The sequence below is a fragment of the Pantoea sp. SM3 genome, assembly GCF_000963995.1.
Lineage (GTDB): Bacteria > Pseudomonadota > Gammaproteobacteria > Enterobacterales > Enterobacteriaceae > Pantoea > Pantoea rwandensis_B.
Map to the genome: position 1 here is coordinate 46,160 of NZ_JZRD01000026.1, position 24,211 is coordinate 70,370.

At 54.2% G+C, this 24,211-nt stretch carries 23 protein-coding genes; 17 read left to right on the forward strand and 6 right to left on the reverse strand.

All coding sequences use genetic code 11. From position 1 onward, the window contains the following. The first annotated feature begins 45 nt into the window (after window positions 1-45). Window positions 46-624: a nucleotide exchange factor GrpE gene (gene grpE / locus VI01_RS15720; protein ID WP_038645340.1), complete on the forward strand. Its 579-nt coding sequence runs from the start codon at window positions 46-48 to the stop codon at window positions 622-624. Between the two features lie 49 nt (window positions 625-673). On the opposite strand, the gene ung is transcribed toward grpE, so the two are convergent. Next, window positions 674-1,351 (reverse strand): uracil-DNA glycosylase, encoded by a 678-nt coding sequence (ung, locus tag VI01_RS15725; protein WP_045815858.1) that lies wholly within the window; start codon window positions 1,349-1,351, stop codon window positions 674-676. Window positions 1,352-1,615: 264 nt separating this feature from the next. Between ung and grcA the strand changes: the two genes are divergently transcribed. After that, a complete protein-coding gene (grcA, locus tag VI01_RS15730; RefSeq protein ID WP_038645342.1) occupies window positions 1,616-1,999 on the forward strand; it encodes an autonomous glycyl radical cofactor GrcA in 384 nt (127 codons plus the stop codon). A gap of 196 nt (window positions 2,000-2,195) precedes the next feature. Here the strand turns inward: grcA and srmB are convergent, their stop codons facing one another. Beyond that, entirely contained in the window at window positions 2,196-3,524 is a 1,329-nt protein-coding gene (gene srmB / locus VI01_RS15735) for an ATP-dependent RNA helicase SrmB (protein WP_034825597.1), read from the reverse strand. A 137-nt stretch (window positions 3,525-3,661) separates the two neighbouring features. On the opposite strand from srmB, the gene VI01_RS15740 reads away from it, so the two are divergent. Further along, window positions 3,662-4,411, forward strand: a complete 750-nt coding sequence (locus tag VI01_RS15740) for a tRNA1(Val) (adenine(37)-N6)-methyltransferase (protein ID WP_045815859.1) — start codon at window positions 3,662-3,664, stop codon at window positions 4,409-4,411. Here VI01_RS15740 and nadB read toward each other — a convergent pair. Next, window positions 4,396-6,015 (reverse strand): L-aspartate oxidase, encoded by a 1,620-nt coding sequence (nadB, locus tag VI01_RS15745; RefSeq protein ID WP_045815860.1) that lies wholly within the window; start codon window positions 6,013-6,015, stop codon window positions 4,396-4,398. The genes VI01_RS15740 and nadB overlap by 16 nt on opposite strands. A 442-nt stretch (window positions 6,016-6,457) precedes the next feature. Between nadB and rpoE the strand changes: the two genes are divergently transcribed. The 11 genes from rpoE to acpS all read left to right on the forward strand — a co-directional run bounded on the left by rpoE (window position 6,458) and on the right by acpS (window position 15,823). Continuing rightward, window positions 6,458-7,036 carry an RNA polymerase sigma factor RpoE gene (gene rpoE / locus VI01_RS15750; RefSeq protein WP_045815861.1) on the forward strand — a complete coding sequence of 193 codons (579 nt, stop codon included), beginning with the start codon at window positions 6,458-6,460 and terminating at the stop codon, window positions 7,034-7,036. Between the two features lie 27 nt (window positions 7,037-7,063). Further along, entirely contained in the window at window positions 7,064-7,723 is a 660-nt protein-coding gene (gene rseA / locus VI01_RS15755; RefSeq protein WP_034825605.1) for an anti-sigma-E factor RseA, read from the forward strand. Next, the gene (gene rseB / locus VI01_RS15760) at window positions 7,723-8,679 is read left to right on the forward strand and encodes a sigma-E factor regulatory protein RseB (RefSeq protein ID WP_034825608.1); all 957 of its coding nucleotides are present in this window, start codon (window positions 7,723-7,725) and stop codon (window positions 8,677-8,679) included. The genes rseA and rseB overlap by 1 nt, the downstream gene beginning before the upstream one ends. Continuing rightward, the gene (gene rseC, locus VI01_RS15765; protein ID WP_038645352.1) at window positions 8,676-9,140 is read left to right on the forward strand and encodes a SoxR-reducing system protein RseC; all 465 of its coding nucleotides are present in this window, start codon (window positions 8,676-8,678) and stop codon (window positions 9,138-9,140) included. The genes rseB and rseC overlap by 4 nt, the downstream gene beginning before the upstream one ends. Before the next feature lie 218 nt (window positions 9,141-9,358). Then, window positions 9,359-11,158 carry a translation elongation factor 4 gene (lepA, locus tag VI01_RS15770; RefSeq protein ID WP_038645354.1) on the forward strand — a complete coding sequence of 600 codons (1,800 nt, stop codon included), beginning with the start codon at window positions 9,359-9,361 and terminating at the stop codon, window positions 11,156-11,158. A gap of 9 nt (window positions 11,159-11,167) precedes the next feature. After that, window positions 11,168-12,139: a signal peptidase I gene (gene lepB / locus VI01_RS15775; RefSeq protein WP_034825616.1), complete on the forward strand. Its 972-nt coding sequence runs from the start codon at window positions 11,168-11,170 to the stop codon at window positions 12,137-12,139. A 132-nt stretch (window positions 12,140-12,271) separates the two neighbouring features. Next, a complete protein-coding gene (rnc, locus tag VI01_RS15780) occupies window positions 12,272-12,952 on the forward strand; it encodes a ribonuclease III (RefSeq protein ID WP_038645358.1) in 681 nt (226 codons plus the stop codon). 54 nt (window positions 12,953-13,006) lie between these two features. Beyond that, on the forward strand, window positions 13,007-13,909 hold the full coding sequence (era, locus tag VI01_RS15785) for a GTPase Era (RefSeq protein ID WP_034825620.1): 903 nt from the start codon (window positions 13,007-13,009) through the stop codon (window positions 13,907-13,909). Window positions 13,910-13,912: 3 nt separating this feature from the next. After that, window positions 13,913-14,641, forward strand: a complete 729-nt coding sequence (gene recO / locus VI01_RS15790; RefSeq protein WP_045815862.1) for a DNA repair protein RecO — start codon at window positions 13,913-13,915, stop codon at window positions 14,639-14,641. Window positions 14,642-14,711: 70 nt separating this feature from the next. Continuing rightward, window positions 14,712-15,443: a pyridoxine 5'-phosphate synthase gene (gene pdxJ / locus VI01_RS15795; RefSeq protein ID WP_034825624.1), complete on the forward strand. Its 732-nt coding sequence runs from the start codon at window positions 14,712-14,714 to the stop codon at window positions 15,441-15,443. After that, window positions 15,443-15,823 (forward strand): holo-ACP synthase, encoded by a 381-nt coding sequence (gene acpS / locus VI01_RS15800; RefSeq protein WP_034825626.1) that lies wholly within the window; start codon window positions 15,443-15,445, stop codon window positions 15,821-15,823. The genes pdxJ and acpS overlap by 1 nt, the downstream gene beginning before the upstream one ends. Here the strand turns inward: acpS and VI01_RS15805 are convergent. Together VI01_RS15805 and VI01_RS15810 are read right to left on the reverse strand one after the other, a co-directional pair. Continuing rightward, the gene (locus VI01_RS15805; RefSeq protein WP_034825627.1) at window positions 15,820-16,068 is read right to left on the reverse strand and encodes a YfhL family 4Fe-4S dicluster ferredoxin; all 249 of its coding nucleotides are present in this window, start codon (window positions 16,066-16,068) and stop codon (window positions 15,820-15,822) included. The two genes, acpS and VI01_RS15805, sit on opposite strands and share 4 nt — an antisense overlap. 213 nt (window positions 16,069-16,281) lie before the next feature. Then, the gene (locus VI01_RS15810) at window positions 16,282-17,121 is read right to left on the reverse strand and encodes a MurR/RpiR family transcriptional regulator (RefSeq protein WP_034825629.1); all 840 of its coding nucleotides are present in this window, start codon (window positions 17,119-17,121) and stop codon (window positions 16,282-16,284) included. Between the two features lie 204 nt (window positions 17,122-17,325). Here VI01_RS15810 and yfhb point away from each other — a divergent pair, with 204 nt between their 5' ends. Both yfhb and tadA read left to right on the forward strand, forming a co-directional pair. After that, a complete protein-coding gene (gene yfhb / locus VI01_RS15815; protein WP_038645369.1) occupies window positions 17,326-17,964 on the forward strand; it encodes a phosphatidylglycerophosphatase C in 639 nt (212 codons plus the stop codon). A 56-nt stretch (window positions 17,965-18,020) separates the two neighbouring features. Then, window positions 18,021-18,515 (forward strand): tRNA adenosine(34) deaminase TadA, encoded by a 495-nt coding sequence (tadA, locus tag VI01_RS15820; RefSeq protein WP_072017009.1) that lies wholly within the window; start codon window positions 18,021-18,023, stop codon window positions 18,513-18,515. Here tadA and mltF read toward each other — a convergent pair. Continuing rightward, window positions 18,512-19,969, reverse strand: a complete 1,458-nt coding sequence (mltF, locus tag VI01_RS15825) for a membrane-bound lytic murein transglycosylase MltF (RefSeq protein ID WP_038645371.1) — start codon at window positions 19,967-19,969, stop codon at window positions 18,512-18,514. The genes tadA and mltF overlap by 4 nt on opposite strands. A 271-nt stretch (window positions 19,970-20,240) precedes the next feature. On the opposite strand from mltF, the gene purL reads away from it, so the two are divergent. Then, complete coding sequence (purL, locus tag VI01_RS15830) at window positions 20,241-24,131, forward strand: phosphoribosylformylglycinamidine synthase (protein ID WP_045815863.1); 3,891 nt, start codon at window positions 20,241-20,243, stop codon at window positions 24,129-24,131. Window positions 24,132-24,211 lie beyond the last annotated feature (80 nt).

Below are 24,211 nucleotides of genomic sequence, written 5' to 3' on the forward strand. Positions count from 1 at the left end.
AATAAGCCAACCAGCGAGATGAATGTGCAAAACGCGGAGAAATTCATGAGTAGTAAAGAACAGAACACCCCTAACGAGCAAGTCTCAGACGAAATTCAACAGGATCAGCAGCACGTGGACGCAGAGACGGCAACTGAGGTGGATCCGCGTGATGAGCGTATCGCGCAACTGGAAGCGGAATTAGCCCAGTCGCAAGGCGGCGTGCGTGAAGCACAGCTGCGCGCTCAGGCGGAGATTGAAAACATCCGTCGCCGTACCGAAATGGATGTGGAAAAAGCGCACAAATTTGCGCTGGAAAAATTTGCCAACGAACTGCTGCCGGTGATTGATAGCCTCGAGCGCGCGCTGGAAGTGGCTGATAAAGAGAACACCGAACTGGCTTCGATGATTGAAGGCATCGAACTGACGCTGAAATCCCTGCTGGGTGCCGTGCGTAAGTATGGTGTTGAAGTGGTCGGTGAAACCAACGTGCCATTCAACCCGGATGTGCATCAGGCGATGTCGATGATTGAATCAGAAGACATGGCACCGAACCATGTACTGATGGTGATGCAGCGTGGTTATACCCTCAATGGTCGCCTGTTGCGTCCAGCGATGGTGGCAGTAACCAAAGCCAAAGGCTGATTACCCTGCTGAATACAAAAACGGCCGCTGATTGCGGCCGTTTTTATTTCTACGGCAGAACGGGTATCCAGTCGATAGGCGTCTGGCCGGACTGGCTTAACAGCGCGTTCGCCTGCGAGAAGTGCTTACTGCCAAAAAAGCCGCGATGGGCGGAAAGCGGTGAGGGGTGCGGCGCTTTTAAAACATGGTGACGTTGCGTATCGATAATGCTGCCTTTCTTCTGTGCATGCGAACCCCACAGCAGGAAAATCACCCCTTCACGATGTTGATTGATCGCGCTAATCACATTGTCCGTAAAGGTTTCCCAGCCGAATCGCGCGTGGGAATGCGCTTTACTGGCTTCTACCGTTAGCACCGTGTTCAGCAGCATCACACCTTGTGTGGCCCAGCTTTCGAGGAAGCCGTGCTGTGGGCGCGTAAAGCCCGCAATATCCGTCTCCAACTCTTTGTACATATTTAGCAGCGAAGGAGGAGTGGGCACGCCGGGAAGCACAGAGAATGCCAGACCATGCGCCTGATTAGGGCCGTGATAAGGATCCTGACCCAGAATCACCACTTTAATGTCGCCCAGCTCAGTCAGACGGAAGGCATTAAACACGTCTTTCTGCGGTGGATAAACGGTCACACCTGCTGCGCGTTCGTTGGCTACCGCTTTTAAGGTTTCGACGAAGTAAGGTTTTTCTTTCTCTTCAGCCAGCACGTCGTGCCAGGTCAGCTTCTCAGCCATCTTTAACTCCCTGCAAAAATTTGCGCCTAGCTTAACGTGTCGCACGCGGCAGCAGAAGGGTAAAAATAATTTGAAAAATTGCAGAGAAAGTTTTTGAGCGGAATGGTTTTAAATCAATTTGTTAGCGATGAGGTGAGTTTTGCCTGGCAGCATAATTGATACAGGTCAAAACGGCCCCAAAGCCCCGGTGATATATCAATGTGTCAGATCAATGGATTCACCGCGTGATATCAAATATCGCGCACTAAAGCCCTGGAGGTCACTATGATTACCGGTATTCAAATTACTCAGGCCAATAACCCACAATTGCTGAACTCATTCTGGTTGCTGGATGATGAGAAAGCGGAAGCCCGCTGCCTGTGCGCAAAAGGCGATTTCACGGAAGATCAGATCGTTGCTATTAGCGATCTGGGCGACATTGCTTACCGTGAAATCCCGCTGGAGCAGAAACCCGAGGTGCGTATTGAGGGTGGCCAGCACTTGAACGTCAACGTGCTGCGTCGCGAAACCTTAGAAGATGCGGTTAAGCATCCGGAAAAATATCCGCAGCTGACTATTCGAGTGTCTGGTTATGCGGTGCGCTTTAATGCGCTTACCCCTGAACAGCAGCGCGATGTGATTACCCGTACTTTCACTGAAAGTCTGTAATTGATCGGCTGACGAAAAGTCACACAGCAATCCAGGCGGCGCTGATACCTTTCGGCGCGGCTTTTTTGTTTTTATCGATCCTGAAAGGGAATGCGGGATGGGCGATTGACAGAAAAAATATAACCGAAGCGCTATTTTGGCAGGCTAAAGATAAAAAAACGCCTCATCAGAGGCGCTTTATTGAGTGCGTGCTGATTTATTCTGCACCGCTCTCTGGTGTGCTGCTGCCGCTCGCCTTACGACGTTTACCGACATTTTTGGTGTCGCGATGACGTTGCTTAACACGCGGTTTTTCAGCTTCTTTCTCTTTGCGCTCTTTACGCTTCGCAAGGGCTTTTTTCGAGGGTTTACCCGTGACTTTAGCACTCGGTGCACGCGATTCCGGACGCAACTCTTCGATGATGCGCGCTTTAATCGGCTCGTTGATATAACGGGTAATTTTACCCAGCAGCACATGGTCATGTGCCTCAACCAACGAAATCGCCGTGCCTTTACGTCCAGCACGCGCCGTACGACCAATGCGGTGCAAGTAGATATCGGCAGTGAGTGGCAGGTCATAGTTGATGACGTGGGTGACGTCATCAATGTCGATTCCGCGTGCTGCAACATCGGTCGCAATCATCACGTTGACGCGATTTTCGTTGATACGCTTAATCGCTTCATTGCGGTTTACCTGCACCATCTCACCTTCAAGATAGCTGGTACGAATACCGGCTTCGTGTAGCCAGGTCACCAGTTCATGCAGACGTTCGCGTTTACGCACAAACACAACCACGCGCTTGGCTTCAGGCTGTTTTAACAGATGCACCAACAGCTTGGTTTTGTGCTCAAGGTTGTCAGCACGATAAAACCATTGTTGAATCTTTTTACGTTCGCTTTTGCTGGGATCGGCTTCGATTGATACCGGATCGTTCAGCAGGCGCTCGGCGAAGTCTTTGATATTTTCGCCTTCCAGCGTGGCGGAGAACAGCAGCGTCTGTTTGCGCCAGCGGGTTTCCGCTGCGATGGTTTCAATATCCTGCGCGAAGCCCATGTCGACCATGCGGTCGGCTTCATCCAGAATCAGAGTTTCAACCGCGCGGCAGTCAAAGTTTTCTTCTTTGATGTACTGCAGCAAGCGACCGGTGGTGGCCACCACGATGTCCTGGTTTTCGCTGAATACTTCGGCGTGGTTCATATAAGCCACACCACCGGTGATGGTGGCGATATCCAGGTGAGTGTGTTTAGCCAACTCACGTGCGTGATCGGCAACCTGCATCGCCAGTTCGCGGGTTGGCGTGAGGATCAGAATACGTGGCGGGCCCGATTTTTTGCGTGGGAAGTCGAGCAGATGCTGTAAAGCGGGCAGCAGAAAAGCAGCGGTTTTCCCCGTTCCGGTTGGCGCCGAACCCAGAACGTCACGGCCTTCCAGCGCGGCAGGAATGGTCTCAGCCTGAATGGCAGTGGGGCGCGTGAAGCCTTTTTCCTGCAGCGCTTGCAGCAGGCTTTCGTCAAGTTCGAGTTCGGAGAATGTGGTTACGGTCATGGTCTACCTCAGTTTGGGGCGCTGATTATAGACAGAACAGACATAATCTTCATCTGTTTGTGTGCAGCAGGTGAAGGTGAATTCCCCTCACGACCACGTTACACTTCCCGCAGTAGGTAATTCAACGGTAGTGAAGTATGTCTCAGGACCAGCCGCAGACGCGGGCAATGTTAAGAAAAGATGGTTTTACCTTTAAGCAATTTTTCGTGGCGCATGACCGCTGTGCGATGAAAGTCGGCACTGATGGCGTGTTATTGGGTGCCTGGGCGCCGGTGGCCGGCGCGCGACGAATTCTGGATATTGGCTGCGGCAGCGGATTGATTGCGCTGATGCTGGCACAGCGTACGCCACAGCAGGTGATGCTGGATGCGGTCGAGTTGGATGCCAGTGCGGCCAACCAGGCTGAAGAAAATGTGCAGGCTTCTCCCTGGGCCGATCGCATCACGGTGCATCAACAAAACATCGTCAGCTGGAGCGAGCAATCTGAAAAACGTTATTCCCTGATTGTCAGCAACCCGCCTTTTTTTTCGCCGGGAACCGCGTCAGCCAGCACGGAGCGTGATAACGCGCGCAGTACCACCACGCTGGACCACCCCACGTTATTACGCTGTGCTGCTCAGTTAATTGAAGAAGAAGGTCTCTTTTGCGTGGTGCTGCCCGAGGATGCCGGAGAGAATCTCATTCAGCTGGCGCTGGCCGAAGGCTGGCATCTGCGGTATCGCTACGATGTGGCGGCTTATGCACAACGTCCGCCGAATCGTCTGGTGTTAGGTTTCTCGCCAACAGCAGGCGAAACGTTGCTGGAGCGTCTCGCCATTCGTGATGAAGATAAGAGCTACTCGGCTGACTGGCTGAGTCTGGTGAGTGATTTTTATCTGTTCCGATAATGCTCTGGCTGGAGCTGAGTCGGTAAAGCCTCAGAGAGTTGATCGGGATAATCAGGCGTAAAGTGCAGGCCACGGCTCTCTTTGCGTTCCAGCGCACAGCGCACCATCAACTCCGCCACCTGCACCAGGTTGCGTAACTCCAGCAGGTTGTTGGATAGACGGAAATGCGCGTAGTACTCATCAATTTCCTGCTGCAGTAAATTAATCCTGCGCAGTGCGCGCTCAAGCCTTTTGGTGGTGCGCACAATTCCCATGTAATCCCACATGAACAGGCGCAGTTCATGCCAGTTGTGCTGAATAACGACGCGTTCGTCCGCGTCATCGACCCGGCTTTCATCCCAGGCCGGCAATTGCTCGACGGCGGCAACCTCCGGCAAGCGGCGAATCATGTCCTCCGCCGCAGACCAGCCATACACCAGACACTCGAGCAAAGAATTCGATGCCATACGATTGGCACCGTGCAGGCCGGTATAGCTCACCTCGCCAATGGCATACAGCCCATCGACATCGGTACGGCCCTGCTGATCCACCATCACGCCGCCGCAGGTGTAGTGCGCAGCAGGAACAATGGGAATGGGCTGTTTGGTCAGATCCAGTCCGAAGGTCAGCAGTTTCTCGTAGATCATCGGGAAGTGCGCGCGGACAAAACTCTCTGGCTGGTGGCTGATATCCAGATACATGCAATCGACACCCAAACGCTTCATTTCATGATCGATAGCGCGCGCTACGATATCGCGCGGGGCCAGTTCAGCGCGCTCGTCAAAATCAGGCATAAAACGAGTACCATCCGGGCGCAGCAACCATGCGCCTTCGCCGCGTAACGCTTCCGTGAGCAAAAAGTTCTGTGCCTGAGGATGGAATAAACAGGTGGGGTGGAACTGATTGAATTCCAGATTGGCGACACGGCACCCAGCACGCCATGCCATCGCAATACCATCACCAGAGGCCACATCCGGGTTGGTGGTGTACTGATACACTTTTGCTGCACCGCCAGTGGCCAATACCACCGCGCGAGCACGACAGGTTTCCACCTGTTCGCGATTGCGGTTCCAGATCCACGCGCCCACCACCCGACGCTTACCGGGCAGCCCCAATTTGTCGGAAAGAATTAAATCAACGGCGTTAGTGCGTTCAATAATGCGGATGTTGGGATGGCTCAGCGCCTGGCTCACCAGCGTGGTTTCAACCGCGCGGCCAGTGGCATCGGCGCTGTGCAGAATTCGACGATGGCTGTGCCCACCTTCGCGCGTCAGATGGTAACGCGCTTCGCCGTCAATTTGCGGTTCCTTGTCGAAGGCCACGCCGTTATCAATCAACCACTGCACGCAATGGCGCGCATTGCTGGCAATAAAACTAACGGTTTCACGTTCACACAAACCAGCACCGGCGATCAAGGTGTCTTCGACGTGAGACTCAATGCTGTCTGTTTCATCAAACACCGCGGCGATACCGCCCTGGGCATACAGCGTCGAGCCTTCGTTCACCTGTGCTTTGCTTAACACGGTCACCTGGTAATAGGGTGCCAGTCGCAGCGCCAGAGACAGGCCTGCAGCACCGCTACCCACAATTAACACATCACATTGGTAATCAGGATTCGACGTCATGGTGTTTAATTTACTAAACAAAAGATTTCCCGAGCATAAGCCTGGAAGCCGGTCCTGTGAAGTATTTTGAACAAATTACGCGGTAAAATTATCCAGAGCGGCGACATAATCACGCGATTTCAGTAAGTTATGTCCGAAAATAAGCACATCGTGTTTTTTATACCAAACACTCTGAAAATTCAGGTAATAAAGGTGAAAATTAGGGCGTCATAGGGTACTCTCCCAGCGATTATCGGTGCCGCAAATGACGCCAACGGCGTAGCAAGTCGCTACACTGAAAGACAATCAACAACAATGATGTCGTGGTTCCGATACGGAAAATATCTGGTCGTGGTGAACTTCAGGCCAACATATGACTCTAAGCGCATGCTTGCTCAGAACAATGAGATGTGCTGGCAGTTCACTTACGCATAAAAAGAGATTTGGGGAGACATTACCTCGGATGAGCGAGCAGTTAACGGATCAGGTTCTCGTTGAGCGGGTTCAGAAAGGAGATCAAAAGTCATTTAATTTACTGGTTATTCGATACCAGCATAAAGTGGCGAGCCTGGTTTCACGTTATGTCCCTTTAGGCGATGTGCCTGATGTGGTTCAGGAATCCTTTATTAAAGCGTATCGCGCACTGGAATCTTTCCGTGGCGACAGCGCCTTTTATACATGGCTGTACCGCATTGCGGTGAATACAGCAAAAAACTATTTAGTGGCTCAGGGGCGTCGTCCGCCATCCAGCGATGTGGATGCGATCGATGCAGAAAATTTCGAAAGTGCGGGTGCATTAAAAGAAATTTCGAACCCTGAGAACTTAATGTTGTCAGAGGAACTGAAACAAATTGTTTTTCGGACCATTGAGGCGCTTCCCGAAGATCTGCGTATGGCCATCACCCTCAGGGAGTTGGATGGTTTAAGTTACGAAGAGATTGCCGCCATCATGGATTGCCCGGTGGGTACCGTTCGTTCGCGTATTTTCCGTGCCCGAGAGGCCATTGATAATAAAGTTCAACCGCTTATCCAACGTCAGTGATAACGGCTACTGGAAGGGTACCAAAGCATGCAGAAAGAAAAACTTTCCGCTTTAATGGATGGTGAAACTCTCGATAACGAGCTGTTGGCGTCGTTGTCGAAGGATGCAGATCTTCAAAAAAGCTGGGAGAGCTACCATCTAATCCGCGACACCTTACGAGGTGATGTCGGTGAAGTGCTGCATTTTGATATCTCCGCACGCGTTGCAGCGGCCATTGAAAATGAGCCATTGCGCAAAGTGACTCCGCTGATTCCTGAAGCGCAGCCTGAGCCATCACGCTGGGAGAAAATGCCGTTCTGGCGCCGTGGCGGCACCTGGACTGCACAACTGGCGCAGATTGGTGTGGCTGCCTGTGTCTCGCTGGCAGTGATTGTGGGTGTTCAGCACTACAATACTCAGCCTGGCAGCAGTGCAACGGAAACCTCAGATTCTCCAGCGTTTAATACGCTGCCGATGATGGGTAAAGCTTCTCCTGTCAGTCTTGGCGTCCCTTCTGACGCGTTTGACACCAATAGCTCTAACCAGCAGGTGCAGGAACAGCGTCGTCGTGTGAATGCCATGCTGCAGGACTATGAACTGCAACGCCGTCTGCATGCTGATCAGGTCCAGTTCGATGAAAAGAATGATCCACAGCAGGCGCAAGCTAACGTTCCCGGAAATCAGTCGTTAGGAACTCAACAGCAGTAATGAAGCAACTTTGGTGTGCCGTTAGCCTGCTGGCAGGCAGCCTGCTTTGGTCCTCCACCGCCCCGGCGCAGACATCTGCTTCCGGGGCGTTGTTACAGCAGATGGAGCAGGCAAGCCAGAACCTCAACTACGAATTCGCCTACATCAATGTCTCTCGTCTTGGCATTGAATCTCTGCGCTATCGTCATGCAGTTATCGATAATCGTATCTTTGCCCAACTGTTGCAGATGGATGGGCCGCGCCGTGAAGTGATTCAGCGTGGCAATGACATCAGCTACTTCGAGCCAGGGCTTGATCCCTTCTCGCTACCGGGCAATCACATTATTGATGCGCTGCCTGCATTGATGTTTGCTGATTTCTCCCGCCTTGGTGATGCCTACGATTTTATTCCGGTAGGACGTTCGCGTATGGCCGATCAAATGTGCGAAGTGGTGCGCATCGTGTCGCGTGATGGCACGCGCTACAGCTATGTCGTGTGGCTGGATGTTGATACTAAATTGCCGCTACGCATTGATTTGCTGGATCGCGATGGTGAAACGCTCGAGCAGTTCCGTGTCATCAGCTTTGCGGTGGATGAAGGCGTGCGTAATCTGATGCAGGGGCTGGAAAAAGCCAATCTGCCGCCAACGCTATCATTACCGGCGGGCGATAAAGTGCAGCTCAGCTGGCAGCCAGGCTGGTTGCCTGCGGGTATGACACTGATTTCGCAGAGTCGCCGCGATATGCCAGCCATGAACAAAACCGTAGAATCTCGTCTGTACAGCGATGGCTTATTCAGCTTTGCTATCAACATTACGCCTGCCGATAAAAGCAGTGTGCCGCAGTCATTGCGCACTGGGCGTCGTACGGTGCAGACAGAAGTGCGCGATAATCGTGAAATCACCGTGGTGGGCGAATTACCGCCTGCAACGGCCAAACGTATCGCGGACAGCATAGATTCAGGTGCACAAAAATGATGAGAGAATGGGCCACCGTGGTGGCGTGGGAAAAAGGCATTGCCACGCTGCACTCGGAAGCGAAAACCTCCTGTAACAGCTGTTCAGCCCGCAAAGGCTGCGGCAGCCACGCGCTCAATCAACTTGGGCCGAAAAATGCTCATGTCATGACCATTGCCAGCCCGGAGCCTTTACAGCCCGGACAGCGCATTGAATTGGGTATCCGTGAAAGCAGTCTGCTGGGTTCAGCACTGCTGGTTTACATGACGCCGCTGTTTGGCCTGTTTTTAGTCGCAGGTCTGTTTCAGATGCTGTTCCACAGCGATCTGGCGGCGGCCTGCGGTGCGCTGTTAGGCGGCATTGGTGGCTTTATTGTGGCTAAAGGGGTTTCCAGCGTGTTCGGTCATCGGGAAGCCTTTCAGCCGATCATCCTCAGCGTTGCGTTACCACCCGATGCCATACGCGTAGAAAATGAAGGTTGATCCCTGCCAGGGCCGCGCAATGCGCGGCTTTTTCATTTAGGCTTACCCGCTGAAATCTGTTGCGATTCCCCACAGTTCCATTCTTTAACGCGCGGCGTTAACAGTGTAATATGCGTCGTCATTAATGAGGCTGACAGGATTCCGGGTAAAGCTCACTTTCCTGAATGTGTCTGTGCTCAAGTTTTCCACTGATTTTTTACGTGAAGATATTCATATAAATGAAGCACATACGAAATTTCTCCATCATCGCACACATCGACCACGGCAAATCAACGCTCTCTGACCGCTTGATTCAGATTTGTGGTGGCCTCAGCGATCGTGAGATGGCGGCGCAGGTTCTGGATTCTATGGATCTGGAGCGCGAGCGCGGCATTACCATCAAAGCGCAAAGCGTAACGCTCGATTACAAAGCGCTGAACGGTGAAACTTACCAGCTCAATTTTATCGATACTCCCGGCCACGTTGACTTCTCCTATGAAGTTTCCCGCTCGTTAGCGGCTTGTGAAGGGGCATTGCTGGTGGTCGATGCAGGTCAGGGCGTTGAAGCACAGACGCTGGCGAACTGCTACACCGCAATGGAAATGGATCTGGAAGTGGTACCGGTTCTGAACAAAATCGACTTGCCTGCGGCCGATCCTGAGCGCGTGGCGGAAGAGATTGAAGATATCGTTGGTATTGATGCGGCTGATGCCGTGCGCTGCTCGGCGAAAACCGGCGTTGGCGTTCCGGATGTGCTTGAGCGTCTGGTGCGTGATATCCCACCACCGGAAGGTGATCCGGAAGGCCCACTGCAGGCGCTGATCATCGACTCATGGTTCGATAACTACCTGGGCGTTGTGTCACTGATTCGTATCAAGAACGGTACGCTGCGCAAAGGCGACAAAGTGAAGGTGATGAGCACCGGTCAGACCTATAACGCTGATCGCTTAGGCATCTTTACACCGAAACAGGTTGACCGTAATGAACTCAATTGCGGTGAAGTGGGCTGGTTGGTGTGTGCAATTAAAGACATCCTCGGCGCGCCAGTAGGCGATACCTTAACGCTGCAGCGAAATCCTGCTGACAAAGTGTTGCCAGGCTTTAAAAAAGTGAAGCCACAGGTTTATGCCGGTCTGTTCCCGATCAGCTCTGATGACTATGAAGCATTCCGTGATGCGCTGGGCAAATTGAGCCTGAACGATGCCTCACTGTTCTACGAACCAGAGAGTTCAACGGCGCTGGGCTTTGGCTTCCGCATCGGCTTCCTTGGCCTGCTGCACATGGAGATCATTCAGGAACGTCTGGAGCGTGAATACGATCTCGACCTGATCACCACTGCGCCGACGGTGGTCTATGAAGTGCTGACGACCGATGGTCAAACTGTCTATGTCGATAGCCCATCCAAGCTGCCGCCGCTGAACAATATTGAAGAACTGCGCGAACCGATCGCCGAGTGTCACATGCTGCTGCCGCAGGAGTTCCTCGGCAACGTGATCACCCTGTGTATTGAGAAACGCGGTGTGCAGACCAACATGGTTTACCACGGTAAACAGGTTGCGCTGACCTATGAAATCCCAATGGCAGAAGTGGTACTCGACTTCTTCGACCGTCTGAAATCAACGTCTCGCGGCTATGCATCGCTGGACTATAACTTTAAACGTTTCCAGGCCTCTGACATGGTGCGTGTCGACGTGATGATTAACTCAGAACGTGTAGATGCGCTGGCGCTGATTACCCACCGTGATAACTCTCAGTATCGTGGCCGCGACCTCGTGGAGAAGATGAAAGATCTGATCCCACGTCAGCAGTTCGATATTGCGATTCAGGCGGCAATCGGCAACCACATTATCGCTCGCTCAACGGTCAAGCAGCTGCGTAAAAACGTCCTGGCGAAATGCTATGGCGGTGACGTGAGCCGTAAGAAGAAACTGTTGCAGAAGCAGAAAGATGGTAAGAAGCGAATGAAGCAGGTCGGCAACGTTGAGCTGCCGCAGGAAGCATTCCTTGCCATTCTGCATGTCGGTAAAGACAGCAAATAAGGAATTTTAATGGCTAATATGTTCGCCCTGATTCTGGTGATCGCCACGCTAATAACGGGTGTTATCTGGTGTATCGATCGCTTTAAATGGGCTCCGGCGCGTCGTGCTAAGCAGGCAGCTGCACAAGCGCAGGCGGGCAACACATTGGACGGCAAAACGCTGGCCAAAGTGGCGGCTCAGCCAGGCTGGGTAGAAACGGCGGCATCGGTGTTCCCGGTGCTCGCGGTGGTACTGATCGTTCGCTCATTTATTTTTGAGCCGTTCCAGATCCCATCAGGTTCCATGATGCCGACGTTGCTGATTGGTGATTTTATTCTGGTGGAGAAGTTTGCTTACGGCATCAAAGATCCGATTACTCAAACCACGCTGATCCCAACGGGTCATCCGCAGCGCGGTGATGTGGCGGTGTTTAAATACCCGAAAGATCCGAGCGTCGATTACATTAAACGTGTGATCGGTCTGCCGGGCGACAAAGTGGTGTTTGATCCTTACAGCAAAACGCTAACGGTTAACCCGGGTTGTGGCACGGGCAAATGCGATACTGCGTTGCCGATCACCTATACCAACGTGGAGCCAAGCCGCTTCATTCAAACCTTCAGCGGCTTTGATGGCAATGAAACCGGCAACGGCTTCTTTGAAGCACCACAGGGCGAAACCATGAAGGGCGGCCTGCGTCTGGGAACACGTAAAGAGACGCTGGGCACGGTGACGCACGATATCCTGTTAGTAAACGAAGCGCAGAGCCAGGCAAGCATGTATTATCAGCAGCCGGGTCAGCCGCAATCCACGTGGATCGTGCCGGAAGGGCAATATTTCATGATGGGTGATAACCGCGATAACAGCGCCGACAGCCGCTACTGGGGCTTTGTGCCTGAGAAGAATCTGGTCGGTAAAGCGGTGGCTATCTGGATGAGCTTTGAGAAACAAGAAGGACAGTGGCCAACGGGCGTGCGCTTAAGTCGCATCGGCGGAATCCACTAAGCATTATGCCCACTGCGGTGGGCAACACGGTTGGCCTCTTTCGGGGGGCCACTGCACACGAAACAGAACGTGTTGGAAGCTCAGCCCTGTTTCGTATGCAGAGTTACAGACGCACAGAATAACTGGAATCGCATGAACCCCATCCTTATTAACAAGCTGCAGCGCAAACTGGGCTACACTTTTACTCATCCGGAACTACTGCAGCAAGCATTGACTCACCGCAGTGCCAGCAGTAAGCACAATGAACGTCTTGAGTTTCTTGGCGATTCCATTCTCAGCTATGTGATTGCCAATGCGCTTTATCATCGCTTCCCACGCGTGGATGAAGGTGACATGAGCCGCATGCGCGCTACGCTGGTGCGGGGCAATACCCTGGCAGAGATGGCGCGTGAGTTTGAACTCGGCGAATGTTTACGTCTTGGACCGGGCGAGTTGAAGAGTGGCGGTTTCCGTCGCGAATCGATTCTTGCTGATACGGTTGAAGCGCTGATTGGCGGTATCTTCCTCGACAGCAACATTCAAACCGTTGAGAAACTGATCCTCGATTGGTACCAAAATCGCCTTGATGAGATCAGCCCGGGTGATAAGCAAAAAGATCCAAAAACGCGTCTGCAGGAGTTTCTGCAAGGGCGTCACCTGCCGCTGCCTTCTTATCTGGTGGTGCAAGTGCGTGGTGAAGCCCACGATCAGGAATTCACCATTCACTGTCAGGTGAGTGGCATGGCAGACCCGGTGGTGGGTGTAGGTTCCAGCCGCCGTAAAGCAGAGCAAGCTGCCGCTGAACAGGCATTAATTAAGCTTGGCCTCGAATAAAATACATAGTCATATCACAGCGTCGACAGCGACGCTGCCCAAGTCAGGACTCGAATGAGCGAAATCGAAACACACAGCGGCTTTATCGCGATTGTTGGCCGACCTAACGTTGGCAAATCCACCTTACTGAACCAGTTATTGGGGCAGAAAGTGTCGATCACCTCGCGTAAACCGCAAACCACGCGTCACCGCATCATGGGCATTCACACCGAAGGCGCTTATCAGGCGATCTACGTGGATACCCCAGGGCTGCACATGGAAGAGAAGCGGGCGATTAACCGCCTGATGAACCGTGCTGCCAGCAGCTCAATTGGTGATGTGGAGCTGGTGATTTTTGTTGTTGAAGGCACCCGCTGGACGCCGGACGATGAAATGGTCTTGAACAAGCTGCGCGACGGCAAAGTGCCGGTAGTGCTGGCCGTTAACAAGGTCGACAACATTCAGGATAAAACCATTCTGCTGCCGCACCTGCAGTTCCTGAGCCAGCAGATGAACTTCCTTGAGATCGTGCCGATCTCGGCGGAAAGCGGTAAAAACGTCGATGCGATTGCCGCTATCGCGCGTAAATGCCTGCCGAAATCTGACCATCACTTCCCGGAAGATTACATCACCGACCGCTCACAGCGCTTTATGGCGTCTGAGATCATCCGTGAAAAACTGATGCGCTTCCTCGGTGCCGAACTGCCTTACTCAGTGACCGTGGAAATCGAACAATTCGTCTCTAACGATCGTGGTGGCTATGACATCAACGGTCTGATCCTCGTCGAGCGCGAAGGGCAGAAGAAGATGGTGATTGGCAACAAAGGCGCCAAGATTAAAACCATCGGTATTGAAGCGCGTAAAGACATGGAAGAGATGTTTGAAGCTAAAGTGCATCTCGAACTGTGGGTTAAAGTGAAATCGGGTTGGGCGGATGACGAACGTGCACTGCGCAGCCTGGGCTACACAGACGAATAATTGATGGAAGGCTGGCAACGCGCCTTTGTGCTGCATAGTCGCCCTTACAGCGAAACCAGCCTCCTGCTCGATCTGTTCAGCGAAAGCGAAGGGCGCGTCCGCGTCCTCGCCAAAGGCGCACGCTCGCGCCGTTCCCAACTCAAAGGTGCACTCCAACCCTTCACGCCGCTGTTGGTGCGTTGGGGCGGGCGTGGCGAAGTCAAAACGCTGCGCAGCGCCGAAGCGGTGTCGCTGGCATTACCGCTCAGTGGCATCACGCTCTATTGCGGGCTGTACGTTAACGAACTGCTGTCGCGTGTGCTTGAGCAGGAAATTCCTTTCTCCGATCTTTTCTTTGATTATCTCCATTGCATCCAGATGCTGGCCGCAGGCAGCGGCACGCCTGAACCGGCGTTGCGTCGCTTTGAACTGGCGCTGCTGGGGCATCTGGGTTACGGCGTGGATTTCCTGCACTGTGCGGGCAGTGGCGAAGAGATCGATGACGGCATGACGTACAGCTACCGTGAAGAGAAGGGCTTTATCGCCAGCCTGGTGGTGAACCAACGCAGCTTCACCGGTCGCCAGCTGCGTGCGCTGTGGACACGTGAGTTTCCCGATGCCGACAGCCTGCGTGCTGCCAAGCGGTTCACGCGTATGGCGCTTAAGCCTTATCTGGGCGGAAAACCGCTGAAGAGCCAGGAATTGTTTCGCCAGTTTGTGCCAAAAAAGAAGCCCGATGTGGCAAACGACTAGCGCTGGTCGTACCGCCTGATATGCTCAGCACGGTACACTGCAAACACACTGAACCTATTTAAGGATTGTCATGGCTGAGTTGCTGTTAGGGGTCAACATTGACCACATCGCCACCGTACGTAACGCACGTGGCACGAATTATCCCGATCCAGTCCAGGCTGCGTTTGTTTCTGAACAGGCGGGCGCAGATGGCATCACTGTGCACCTGCGTGAAGATCGTCGTCATATCACCGATCGCGATGTGCGTATTCTGCGCGACACCATCCAGACGCGCATGAATCTGGAGATGGCGGTGACCGATGAGATGATCGACATTGCCTGCGACATCAAGCCGCACTTCGTGTGTCTGGTGCCAGAAAAGCGCCAGGAAGTGACCACCGAAGGCGGATTAGATGTGGCGGGTCAGCAGGACAAAATCAACGCAGCGGTTCGCCTGCTGAGCGAAGCGGGTATCCTGGTGTCGCTGTTTATCGATGCCGATCATCGCCAGATTGAAGCGGCCGTTGCCAGCGGCGCACCTTACATTGAGATCCACACCGGCGCCTACGCGGAAGCACCGGAAGGGCTGGAGCGTGAAGCCGAGCTGTCTCGCATTCGCAAAGCGGCCACGTTTGCAGCCAGCCTGGGCTTGAAGGTTAATGCCGGTCACGGTCTGACGTATCACAATGTGCAACCGATCGCGGAACTGCCGGAGATGCACGAGCTTAACATTGGTCACGCTATCATTGGCCGTGCGCTGTTCAGTGGGCTGGCGGATGCGGTGTCAGAGATGAAGCAGCTGATGCGGGAAGCGCGTCGCTAATGGCGATTCTTGGACTCGGCAGTGACATCGTTGAAATTGAACGTATTGCCGGTGTGATTGAGCGATCCGGCGATCGTCTGGCGCGTCGCGTCTTAAGCGAAGCCGAGTGGCAACAGTATCAGGCGCACCAGCAACCAGTGCGCTTTCTTGCCAAACGTTTTGCAGTGAAAGAAGCGGCGGCCAAAGCCTTTGGTACCGGGATTCGCGGTGGCCTGGCCTTTAATCAATTCGAAGTGTACAACGACGCGCTTGGCAAACCGGGCTTACGCTTTTTCGAACAGGCAAAAGTGATTGCCAGCCAGTTGGGCGTGAAACATGTGCATGTTACCCTGGCCGATGAGCGCCACTACGCCTGCGCAACGGTAATCATCGAAGACTAAGGGTGCAACACGACAAATTTCTCCCACAGCGCCTCACGGGTTTCCGGGTGCTGTGGGTCAGAAATGATGGTGTTATCAATCGGGCAGACGCTTTGGCAGGTCGGCACATCATAATGGCCTACGCACTCGGTGCAGCGGTCGACATCAATCTCATAGATCATCTCACCTAAGCTGATAGCCTGGTTCGGGCATTCAGGTTCGCACATATCGCAATTGATGCATTTCGCCGTAATGAGTAAAGCCATGATCGCCATTAGCCTGTGAAAGAAGGCGCGCACCTTATCATAAAATCGGCTTCTGCAGGCGCAGGGTTTGTTGTGCTGGATCAAACAAAGCGGGAATTAAGCTCACTGAAGCAGAATTCGCTGTAAGTCAGCCAGGCATCAGGAAAACGCCGCGTGATCATTCTGTGCGTTAAGAATCAGCCAATAAAAGGCCGGATAACGGCCTTTTTCGCATTACACCAATTTCTTTACCAGTTCTTCGCTGTGCCGTATGTGGCTTGAAGCGCGTTCTGGATCGTTTTGTACCAACGCCATAAACAGCAGGTCGGTCAACGCCAGTTGTGCACTGGTGGATGAGATGGCGGCACTGCGCGTACTTTGCTCCTCGGCAACGGTGTACAAGCATATGGAAGCGCACTGTTGCAGTGAGTTGGGGGTAAAGCCGGTAAACGCCAGCACGTCGACCCCCAGCTGCGCGGCTTCCTGCGCCGCAAGGTTAATTTCACGCCGCTCGCCAGTATAGGAAATCGCCAGCAGCACATCCCCCGGTGCCATCGCCTGCACGCTCGCCAGTAAAGCATGCATATCCTGCTCGGCGACTGCGTTGATGCCAATCTTCATCAGCTTCCATGAGAAATCTTTCGCCACTAACCCCGACGCACCGATACCCACTAACAAAATGCGGTTGGCGTTTTTCAGCAATTGCAGGGTTTGCAGCAGCTTCTCTTCACTGTTGATATCCAACGTGGCGCGGATAGCGGAGATCTTCTCAGTCAGTAATTTTTCGCCGACCACTTTGAGGGGATCGTCGCTGAGAATATGATTGTGCACGGTGATGGCGTCACGATCCGCCAGCGACTCACTCAGTGCCAGTTTCAGCGCAGGAAATCCCTTATAGCCCAATTTTTGGGCAAACTTCACCACGCTCGACTGGCTGACGCCCGATTCCTCAGCCAGTTTTTGTGAACTCAGATGCCGTGCCCGATCCGGCTGCGACAGCAAAAAATCCGCCAGCCGACGCTCATTTAGCGCCAGTCGAGGGTAGAGCTGGCGAATTCGCAGCAATGAACTCATGTTCGATCCTTAATCCATCTAATCCCGCTTGAGCTTAGTCTCTTTTCGCACGGTCAGGTTTTAATGACAGCACGCCGACACAAAGAATAAACTATTCAGCTGGCATTGTGGTCATTGGAATTAAAAATGACTGCTTTCGCCCCCGCCGTTGAAGCTGGCTACACTGTAGGGCAAGCCGTAGAAAGGAAAGATAAGGAGTGGAGTTTGACAAAGGGTACGCAACGCCGCGTGGTGTTTTTCGATCTCGATGGCACGCTGCATCAGCAGGACATGTTTGGCACCTTTATGCGTTATCTGCTGCGACGTCAGCCGATCAACCTGTTGCTGGTGGTGCCGCTGTTGCCGGTGATTGGTCTGGGAATGCTGTTTAAAGGGCGCGCTGCGCGCTGGCCAATGAGCTTGCTGCTGTGGGCCATTACCTTCGGCCACAGTGAGCTGCGCCTGCGTCAGCGTGAGGCCGCGTTCGCGACATGGTTCCGCCAGCGCGTCACCGCTTTTCCGGTGGTGCAACAACGTCTGACGGATTATCTCAGCAGCGATGATGCGGATGTGTGGCTGATTACCGGTTCGCCACAATCACTGGTGGAGCAGGTCTATTTCGATTCGGCCTTTCTGCCGCGCGTTCAACTGATTGCCAGCCAGATGCAACCCGGTTTAGGGGGGCGCGTATTGGCCATGCGTTGCCTCGGGCATGAGAAGGTTGCTCAACTCGAAGAGAAGATTGGTACACCATTGCAACTCTACAGCGGTTACAGCGACAGTAAACAGGATAACCCGCTGCTGTTCTTCTGCCAGCATCGCTGGCGGGTAACATCACGCGGTGAGCTGCAACAGCTGGAGTGAATCATGTGGCGATTCCGTCTATAATGCGCCGCCTTTAAATCCGCAGGAGCTGCCCGGTGAACCCACAAACTGATGAATATTGGATGCGCCATGCGCTGGAGCTGGCGCGTCGCGCGTGGGAACAGGGCGAAGTGCCGGTGGGCGCGGTATTAGTGCAGGGCGATAAAGTGATCGGTGAAGGCTGGAATCGGCCGATTGGTCAGTGCGATCCGACCGCGCATGCCGAGATCATGGCGCTGCGCCAGGGCGGTAAAATTCTCGAAAACTATCGCCTGCTCGACACCACGTTGTATGTGACGCTGGAGCCGTGCGTGATGTGCGCCGGTGCGATGGTGCACAGCCGCATTACGCGGCTCGTCTATGGCGCAAAGGATGAGAAAACGGGCGCAGCGGGCTCGCTCATGGACGTGATTGGTCATCCAGGCATGAATCATCAGATTCAGATTGATTGCGGTGTACTGGCGGACGAGTGCGCCGGTATGTTGAGTGACTTCTTCCGCATGCGCCGCGAGCAAAAGAAAGCGCTGCGGCAGGCGCAGCGCGAAGGTTAGTTCATCGCAATCTTAGGTTCGACCGCCGGGTAACCGGCGCCCAGTTCGGCTTCCAGCGCCGACTGCTGAGCGATGCGCTTCTCCTGTTCCTGCAGATATCCCACCAGACTGATCTGATACTTACGGATGTTCTCTACATAGTTGTAAGCTTCATGGCCGCGCGCGTAGCCGTAGGAGGTTTGCGCGTAATAACGCTTCTGGCTCAGCATCGGCAGACGCTGTTTGACATCGGCCCAGCTATCAGGATTACCGCCTTGTTTGGCCGTCAGCTTGCGGGCATCCAGCATGTGCGCATAGCCCATGTTATATGCCGCTAATGCAAACCAGATGCGCTCATCATCAGGAATGGTGTCCGGCACCTTCTCCATCATACGTTGCAGGTATTCGCTGCCACCACGGATGCTCTGCTCAGGATCAAGGCGATCGTTGACGTCGAGGCTGTCAGCGGTGTTACGCGTCAACATCATCATGCCGCGCACGCCGGTCGGCGAGGTCGCCTGCGGATTCCAGTGCGACTCCTGATAAGAGATGGCTGCCAGCAGACGCCAGTCCATGCTCGCCGCGTATTTCTCAAACAGCGGTTTGATATCCGGCAACGTGTTATCAATCGCGCGCAGGAAGGTGCGGGTATCCACGTAATCAAAAGTACCAACGTGGCCGAGATACTTCTCTTCGAGGCGCGCCATTGTGCCTTCTTCGCCCATCTGGCTATAGAAGTCGAGCATTGCCGCATTCAGACTGTCATCATCATTGCGTGGCAGATACCAGGTGACCGGTTCTTCATCGGTGATGTCGAATGCTACGGCCAGCTGCGGATGGATGCGCTGCAATAAGCCGATGGTGACCGAATCGCCCACCGTGTAATCCAGCTTGCCGTCGGCGACGGCTTCCAGCAGCGCTTTCTGTCCCTGATCGGTAGAGATCGCCCAATCGAGATCGGGATAGCTGTCAGCTTTGGCGGAACGTAAAGTTGACAGATATGCCGAACCGGACTGCACAATCAGGCGGCCTTTTAAATCGCCGAGCGTCTTCGGCCGTGGCTTATCAATGCGGTACACCAACTGCTGCGAAACAGAGTAGTAGCTCGGTCCACTTTGATAGTGGGCAAGGCGTTCACCGTTGTAGATCAGCCCAGCTGCAAGCAAATCCGCCTTACCATCGTCCAGATCGTCAAACAGATCGCCGAGGTTCGGACGCACCGTAACTTCGAGTTTGACGCCAAGATAATCGGCGAAGCGTTTCGCCAGCTCGTAATCCATACCGGCTGGTGCATTATTGATGGTGTAGTAAGTCAGCGGGGAGTTGACGGTACTGATGCGCAGCACTCCACGTGATTTAATCTGCGATAACGCGTCTTTTCCGCCCCCGTACCAGGGGATTGAAGGCCACAGTGCCAGCGCAAGCAGCACGGTGATCAGACCGATCAGCAGATAGTTTATTTTCAGGCGTTTCAAATAGTTGTCTCGTAATGGCTCACAGGCCTCTGTCTTTTAAAAGGCAGTATTTATGTTGTTTTCACTCCCAGAGCGATGGGCATTTTGCGCAACAAAGCGCAGCAGGGCAACTTATATAGCAAGAATTGTGCAAAATTCAGCCAAATGCTGAGTGCCAGATTTTATGCGCAAACGGTTTCGTAACCCGTGCTGTTTCTCTATAATACCGCCCGTTTTCCCCTGTTGCGCCCAATGAAGCGTCGCCCGGCGCTTCGAAGACGAGAGATCTTTGATGATGGAAATTCTGCGTGGTTCGCCCGCTCTGTCGGCATTTCGTGTAAACAAACTGCTGACCCGCTTTCAGGACGCTCACCTGCCAGTGAGTGATATTTACGCCGAGTACGTCCATTTTGCCGATGTCAGTGCACCGCTCAGTGCGGATGAACATGCCCGCCTGCAACGTCTGCTGAAATACGGTCCTTCTCTCGCCGAGCACGCGCCACAAGGGCGTCTGTTACTGGTGACGCCGCGTCCCGGCACCATTTCTCCGTGGTCATCAAAAGCCACCGATATCGCGCACAACTGCGATCTGCCCCAGGTTATCCGCCTCGAACGCGGCATGGCCTTCTATGTGCAGGCACCGCAGCTGACGGAAGCGCAATGGCAACAGCTGGCTAGCCTGCTACATGACCGCATGATGGAGACCGTGTTCGGTGACCTGAATGAAGCACAGCAGCTGTTCGCGCATCATGAACCACAGCCGCTGAAAAGCGTTGATGTGCTGGGTGCCGGTCGCATTGCACTGGAACAGGCCAACACCACGCTGGGCCTGGCGCTGGCCGATGACGAAATCGACTATTTGCTGAATGCCTTCACCAAACTGGGCCGTAATCCGAACGACATCGAGCTCTATATGTTTGCCCAGGCAAACTCCGAGCACTGCCGTCATAAAATCTTCAACGCCGACTGGATTATCGACGGTGAAAAACAGCCGAAGTCGCTGTTTAAAATGATCAAAAACACTTTTGAGCATAATCCTGAGCACGTGCTGTCTGCTTATAAAGACAACGCCGCGGTGATGGAAGGTTCAAAAGTGGGCCGCTTCTACGCCGATGCGCAGAAGGGCGAATACACCTTCCATCAGGAAGAGGCGCATATCCTGATGAAGGTGGAAACCCATAACCACCCCACCGCGATTTCGCCGTGGCCAGGTGCTGCGACCGGTTCCGGCGGTGAAATCCGTGATGAAGGCGCAACGGGACGTGGCGCGAAGCCAAAAGCGGGCCTGGTCGGTTTCTCCGTCTCTAACCTGCGTATTCCTGGCTTTGAACAGCCGTGGGAAGAGGATTTTGGTAAGCCGGAGCGTATTGTTACCGCGCTGGATATCATGACTGAAGGCCCACTAGGCGGCGCAGCGTTCAACAACGAATTTGGCCGTCCTGCACTGAACGGTTACTTCCGTACTTATGAAGAGCGCGTGAACAGCCATAATGGCTCAGAACTGCGTGGCTACCATAAGCCAATCATGCTGGCGGGCGGTATTGGTAACATCCGAGCTGACCACGTGCAGAAGGGTGAGATCGTCGTTGGTGCGAAACTGATCGTGCTCGGCGGGCCTGCGATGAACATCGGTCTCGGCGGCGGAGCAGCCTCTTCAATGGCGTCTGGTCAGTCTGATGCGGATCTGGATTTTGCATCAGTCCAGCGCGACAACCCGGAAATGGAGCGTCGCTGCCAGGAAGTGATCGACCGTTGCTGGCAGCTGGGCGAAGCTAACCCGATTCTGTTCATCCACGATGTGGGTGCAGGCGGTCTGTCGAACGCCATGCCAGAGCTGGTGAGCGATGGCGGCCGTGGTGGTAACTTCAACCTGCGCGACATCCTTAACGATGAGCCAGGCATGAGCCCGCTGGAAGTGTGGTGTAACGAATCTCAGGAACGTTATGTGCTGGCGGTGGCACCGGCTCAGCTGGCGCTGTTTGACGAGCTGTGTAAGCGTGAGCGTGCGCCATATGCGGTGATCGGTGAAGCCACCGAAGAGCTGCACCTGAACCTGGCGGATAGCCACTTCGATAACAACCCTATCGACATGCCGTTGGACGTGCTGTTGGGCAAAACGCCGAAGATGACGCGTGATGTTGCCACTCAGCAGGCTAAAGGCGATGCGCTGGTGCGTGACGGTATTACCGTGGCTGACGCCGTTAATCGCGTACTGCATCTGCCAACTGTGGCAGAGAAAACCTTCCTGATTACGATCGGTGACCGTTCGGTAACCGGTATGGTGGCGCGTGACCAGATGGTCGGCCCATGGCAGATCCCGGTCGCGAACTGTGCAGTGACCACCGCTAGCCTGGATAGCTATCACGGCGAAGCCTTCTCACTGGGCGAACGCGCTCCAGTAGCCTTGCTGGACTTCGCTGCATCTGGCCGTTTAGCGGTCGGTGAAGCGCTGACCAACCTGGCGGCCACTGCGATTGGTTCACTGCAGCGTGTGAAGCTGTCTGCGAACTGGATGGCGGCAGCGGGTCACCCGGGTGAGGATGCCGGTTTATATGCGGCAGTGAAAGCGGTCGGTGAAGAACTGTGTCCGGCGCTGGGCATCACGATTCCAGTGGGCAAAGACTCGATGTCGATGAAAACCCGCTGGCAGCAGGGTACCGAAGAGCGTGAGATGACCTCACCGCTGTCGCTGGTGATCACCGCCTTTGCGCGTGTAGAAGACGTGCGCCGCACCGTAACGCCTCAACTGCAAGCTGACCAGGATAACCTGCTGATGCTGATTGATCTGGGCAACGGCGCAAACACCTTGGGTGCTACCGCACTGTCACAGGTTTATCGTCAGTTAGGCGATAAGCCAGCCGACGTGCGTGATGCATCGCAGCTGGCAGGCTTCTTCAACGCCATTCAGGCGCTGGTGGCCGAGCAGAAGCTGCTGGCTTACCATGACCGTTCTGATGGCGGCCTTCTGGTCACACTGGCTGAAATGGCCTTCACCGGTCACTGCGGTATCGAAGCCGATATCGCCGCGCTGGGTAACGATGCGCTGGCAGCACTGTTCACCGAAGAGTTGGGTGCAGTGATCCAGATTAATGCCGCTGATCGTGCAGCCGTTGAGAAAGTGTTTGCCGACCATGGTCTGAGCAGCAATGTGCATGTGATTGGTCAGGCACTGCCGGGCGATCGCTTTGTCATCCGTTCTGGCGACAGCGCTGTGTACAGCGAAAGCCGTACCACGCTGCGCACCTGGTGGGCAGAAACCACCTGGCAGATGCAGCGTCTGCGTGACAACCCTGCCTGTGCCGATCAGGAGCACGAAGCGAAGAAAGACGACAACGATCCTGGCCTGAACGTCCATCTGACCTTCAAGCCAGAAGAAGATGTTGCTGCGCCGATGATCGCCACAGGCGCGCGTCCTCGTGTTGCCGTGCTGCGTGAGCAGGGCGTGAACTCCCACGTTGAGATGGCGGCTGCCTTCCACCGTGCTGGTTTCACCGCAGTCGATGTGCACATGAGCGATCTGCTGGCGGGCCGCCGTGGCCTGGAAGAGTTCCAGGCGCTGGTCGCGTGCGGTGGCTTCTCTTACGGTGACGTATTGGGGGCAGGTGAAGGTTGGGCGAAATCGATTCTGTTCAACGGCCGTGTGCGTGATGAGTTCGAAAACTTCTTCCACCGTCCACAGACGTTGGCGCTGGGCGTATGTAACGGCTGCCAGATGATGTCGAATTTGCGTGAGCTGATTCCGGGTAGCGACTTGTGGCCACGCTTCGTGCGCAACCAGTCAGAGCGGTTTGAAGCGCGCTTCAGTTTGGTTGAAGTGGCGGCTAGCCCATCACTGCTGCTGGACGGCATGGCCGGTTCTCATATGCCAATCGCTGTCTCGCACGGTGAAGGTTTTGTGGAAGTCCGTGATGCTAACCATCTGGCACAGCTGGAAAGCAAAGGTCTGGTGGCGCTGCGCTTCGTGGATAACTTCGGTAAAGTCACCGAAAATTATCCTGCGAACCCGAACGGCTCGCCAAACGGTATCACTGCGGTCACCAACGAAAGCGGTCGCGTCACCATCATGATGCCGCACCCAGAGCGTGTGTTCCGTACGGTGAGCAACTCCTGGCATCCGGCAGAGTGGGGCGAAGACAGCCCGTGGATGCGCATCTTCCGCAATGCACGTAAGCAGTTGGGCTAATTTAGCCAGCAGCATCAGAGGCCGCCGCAAGGCGGCCTTTCTTTTATCCGTCAGGCCTCACTCACTCACTCACTCACTCA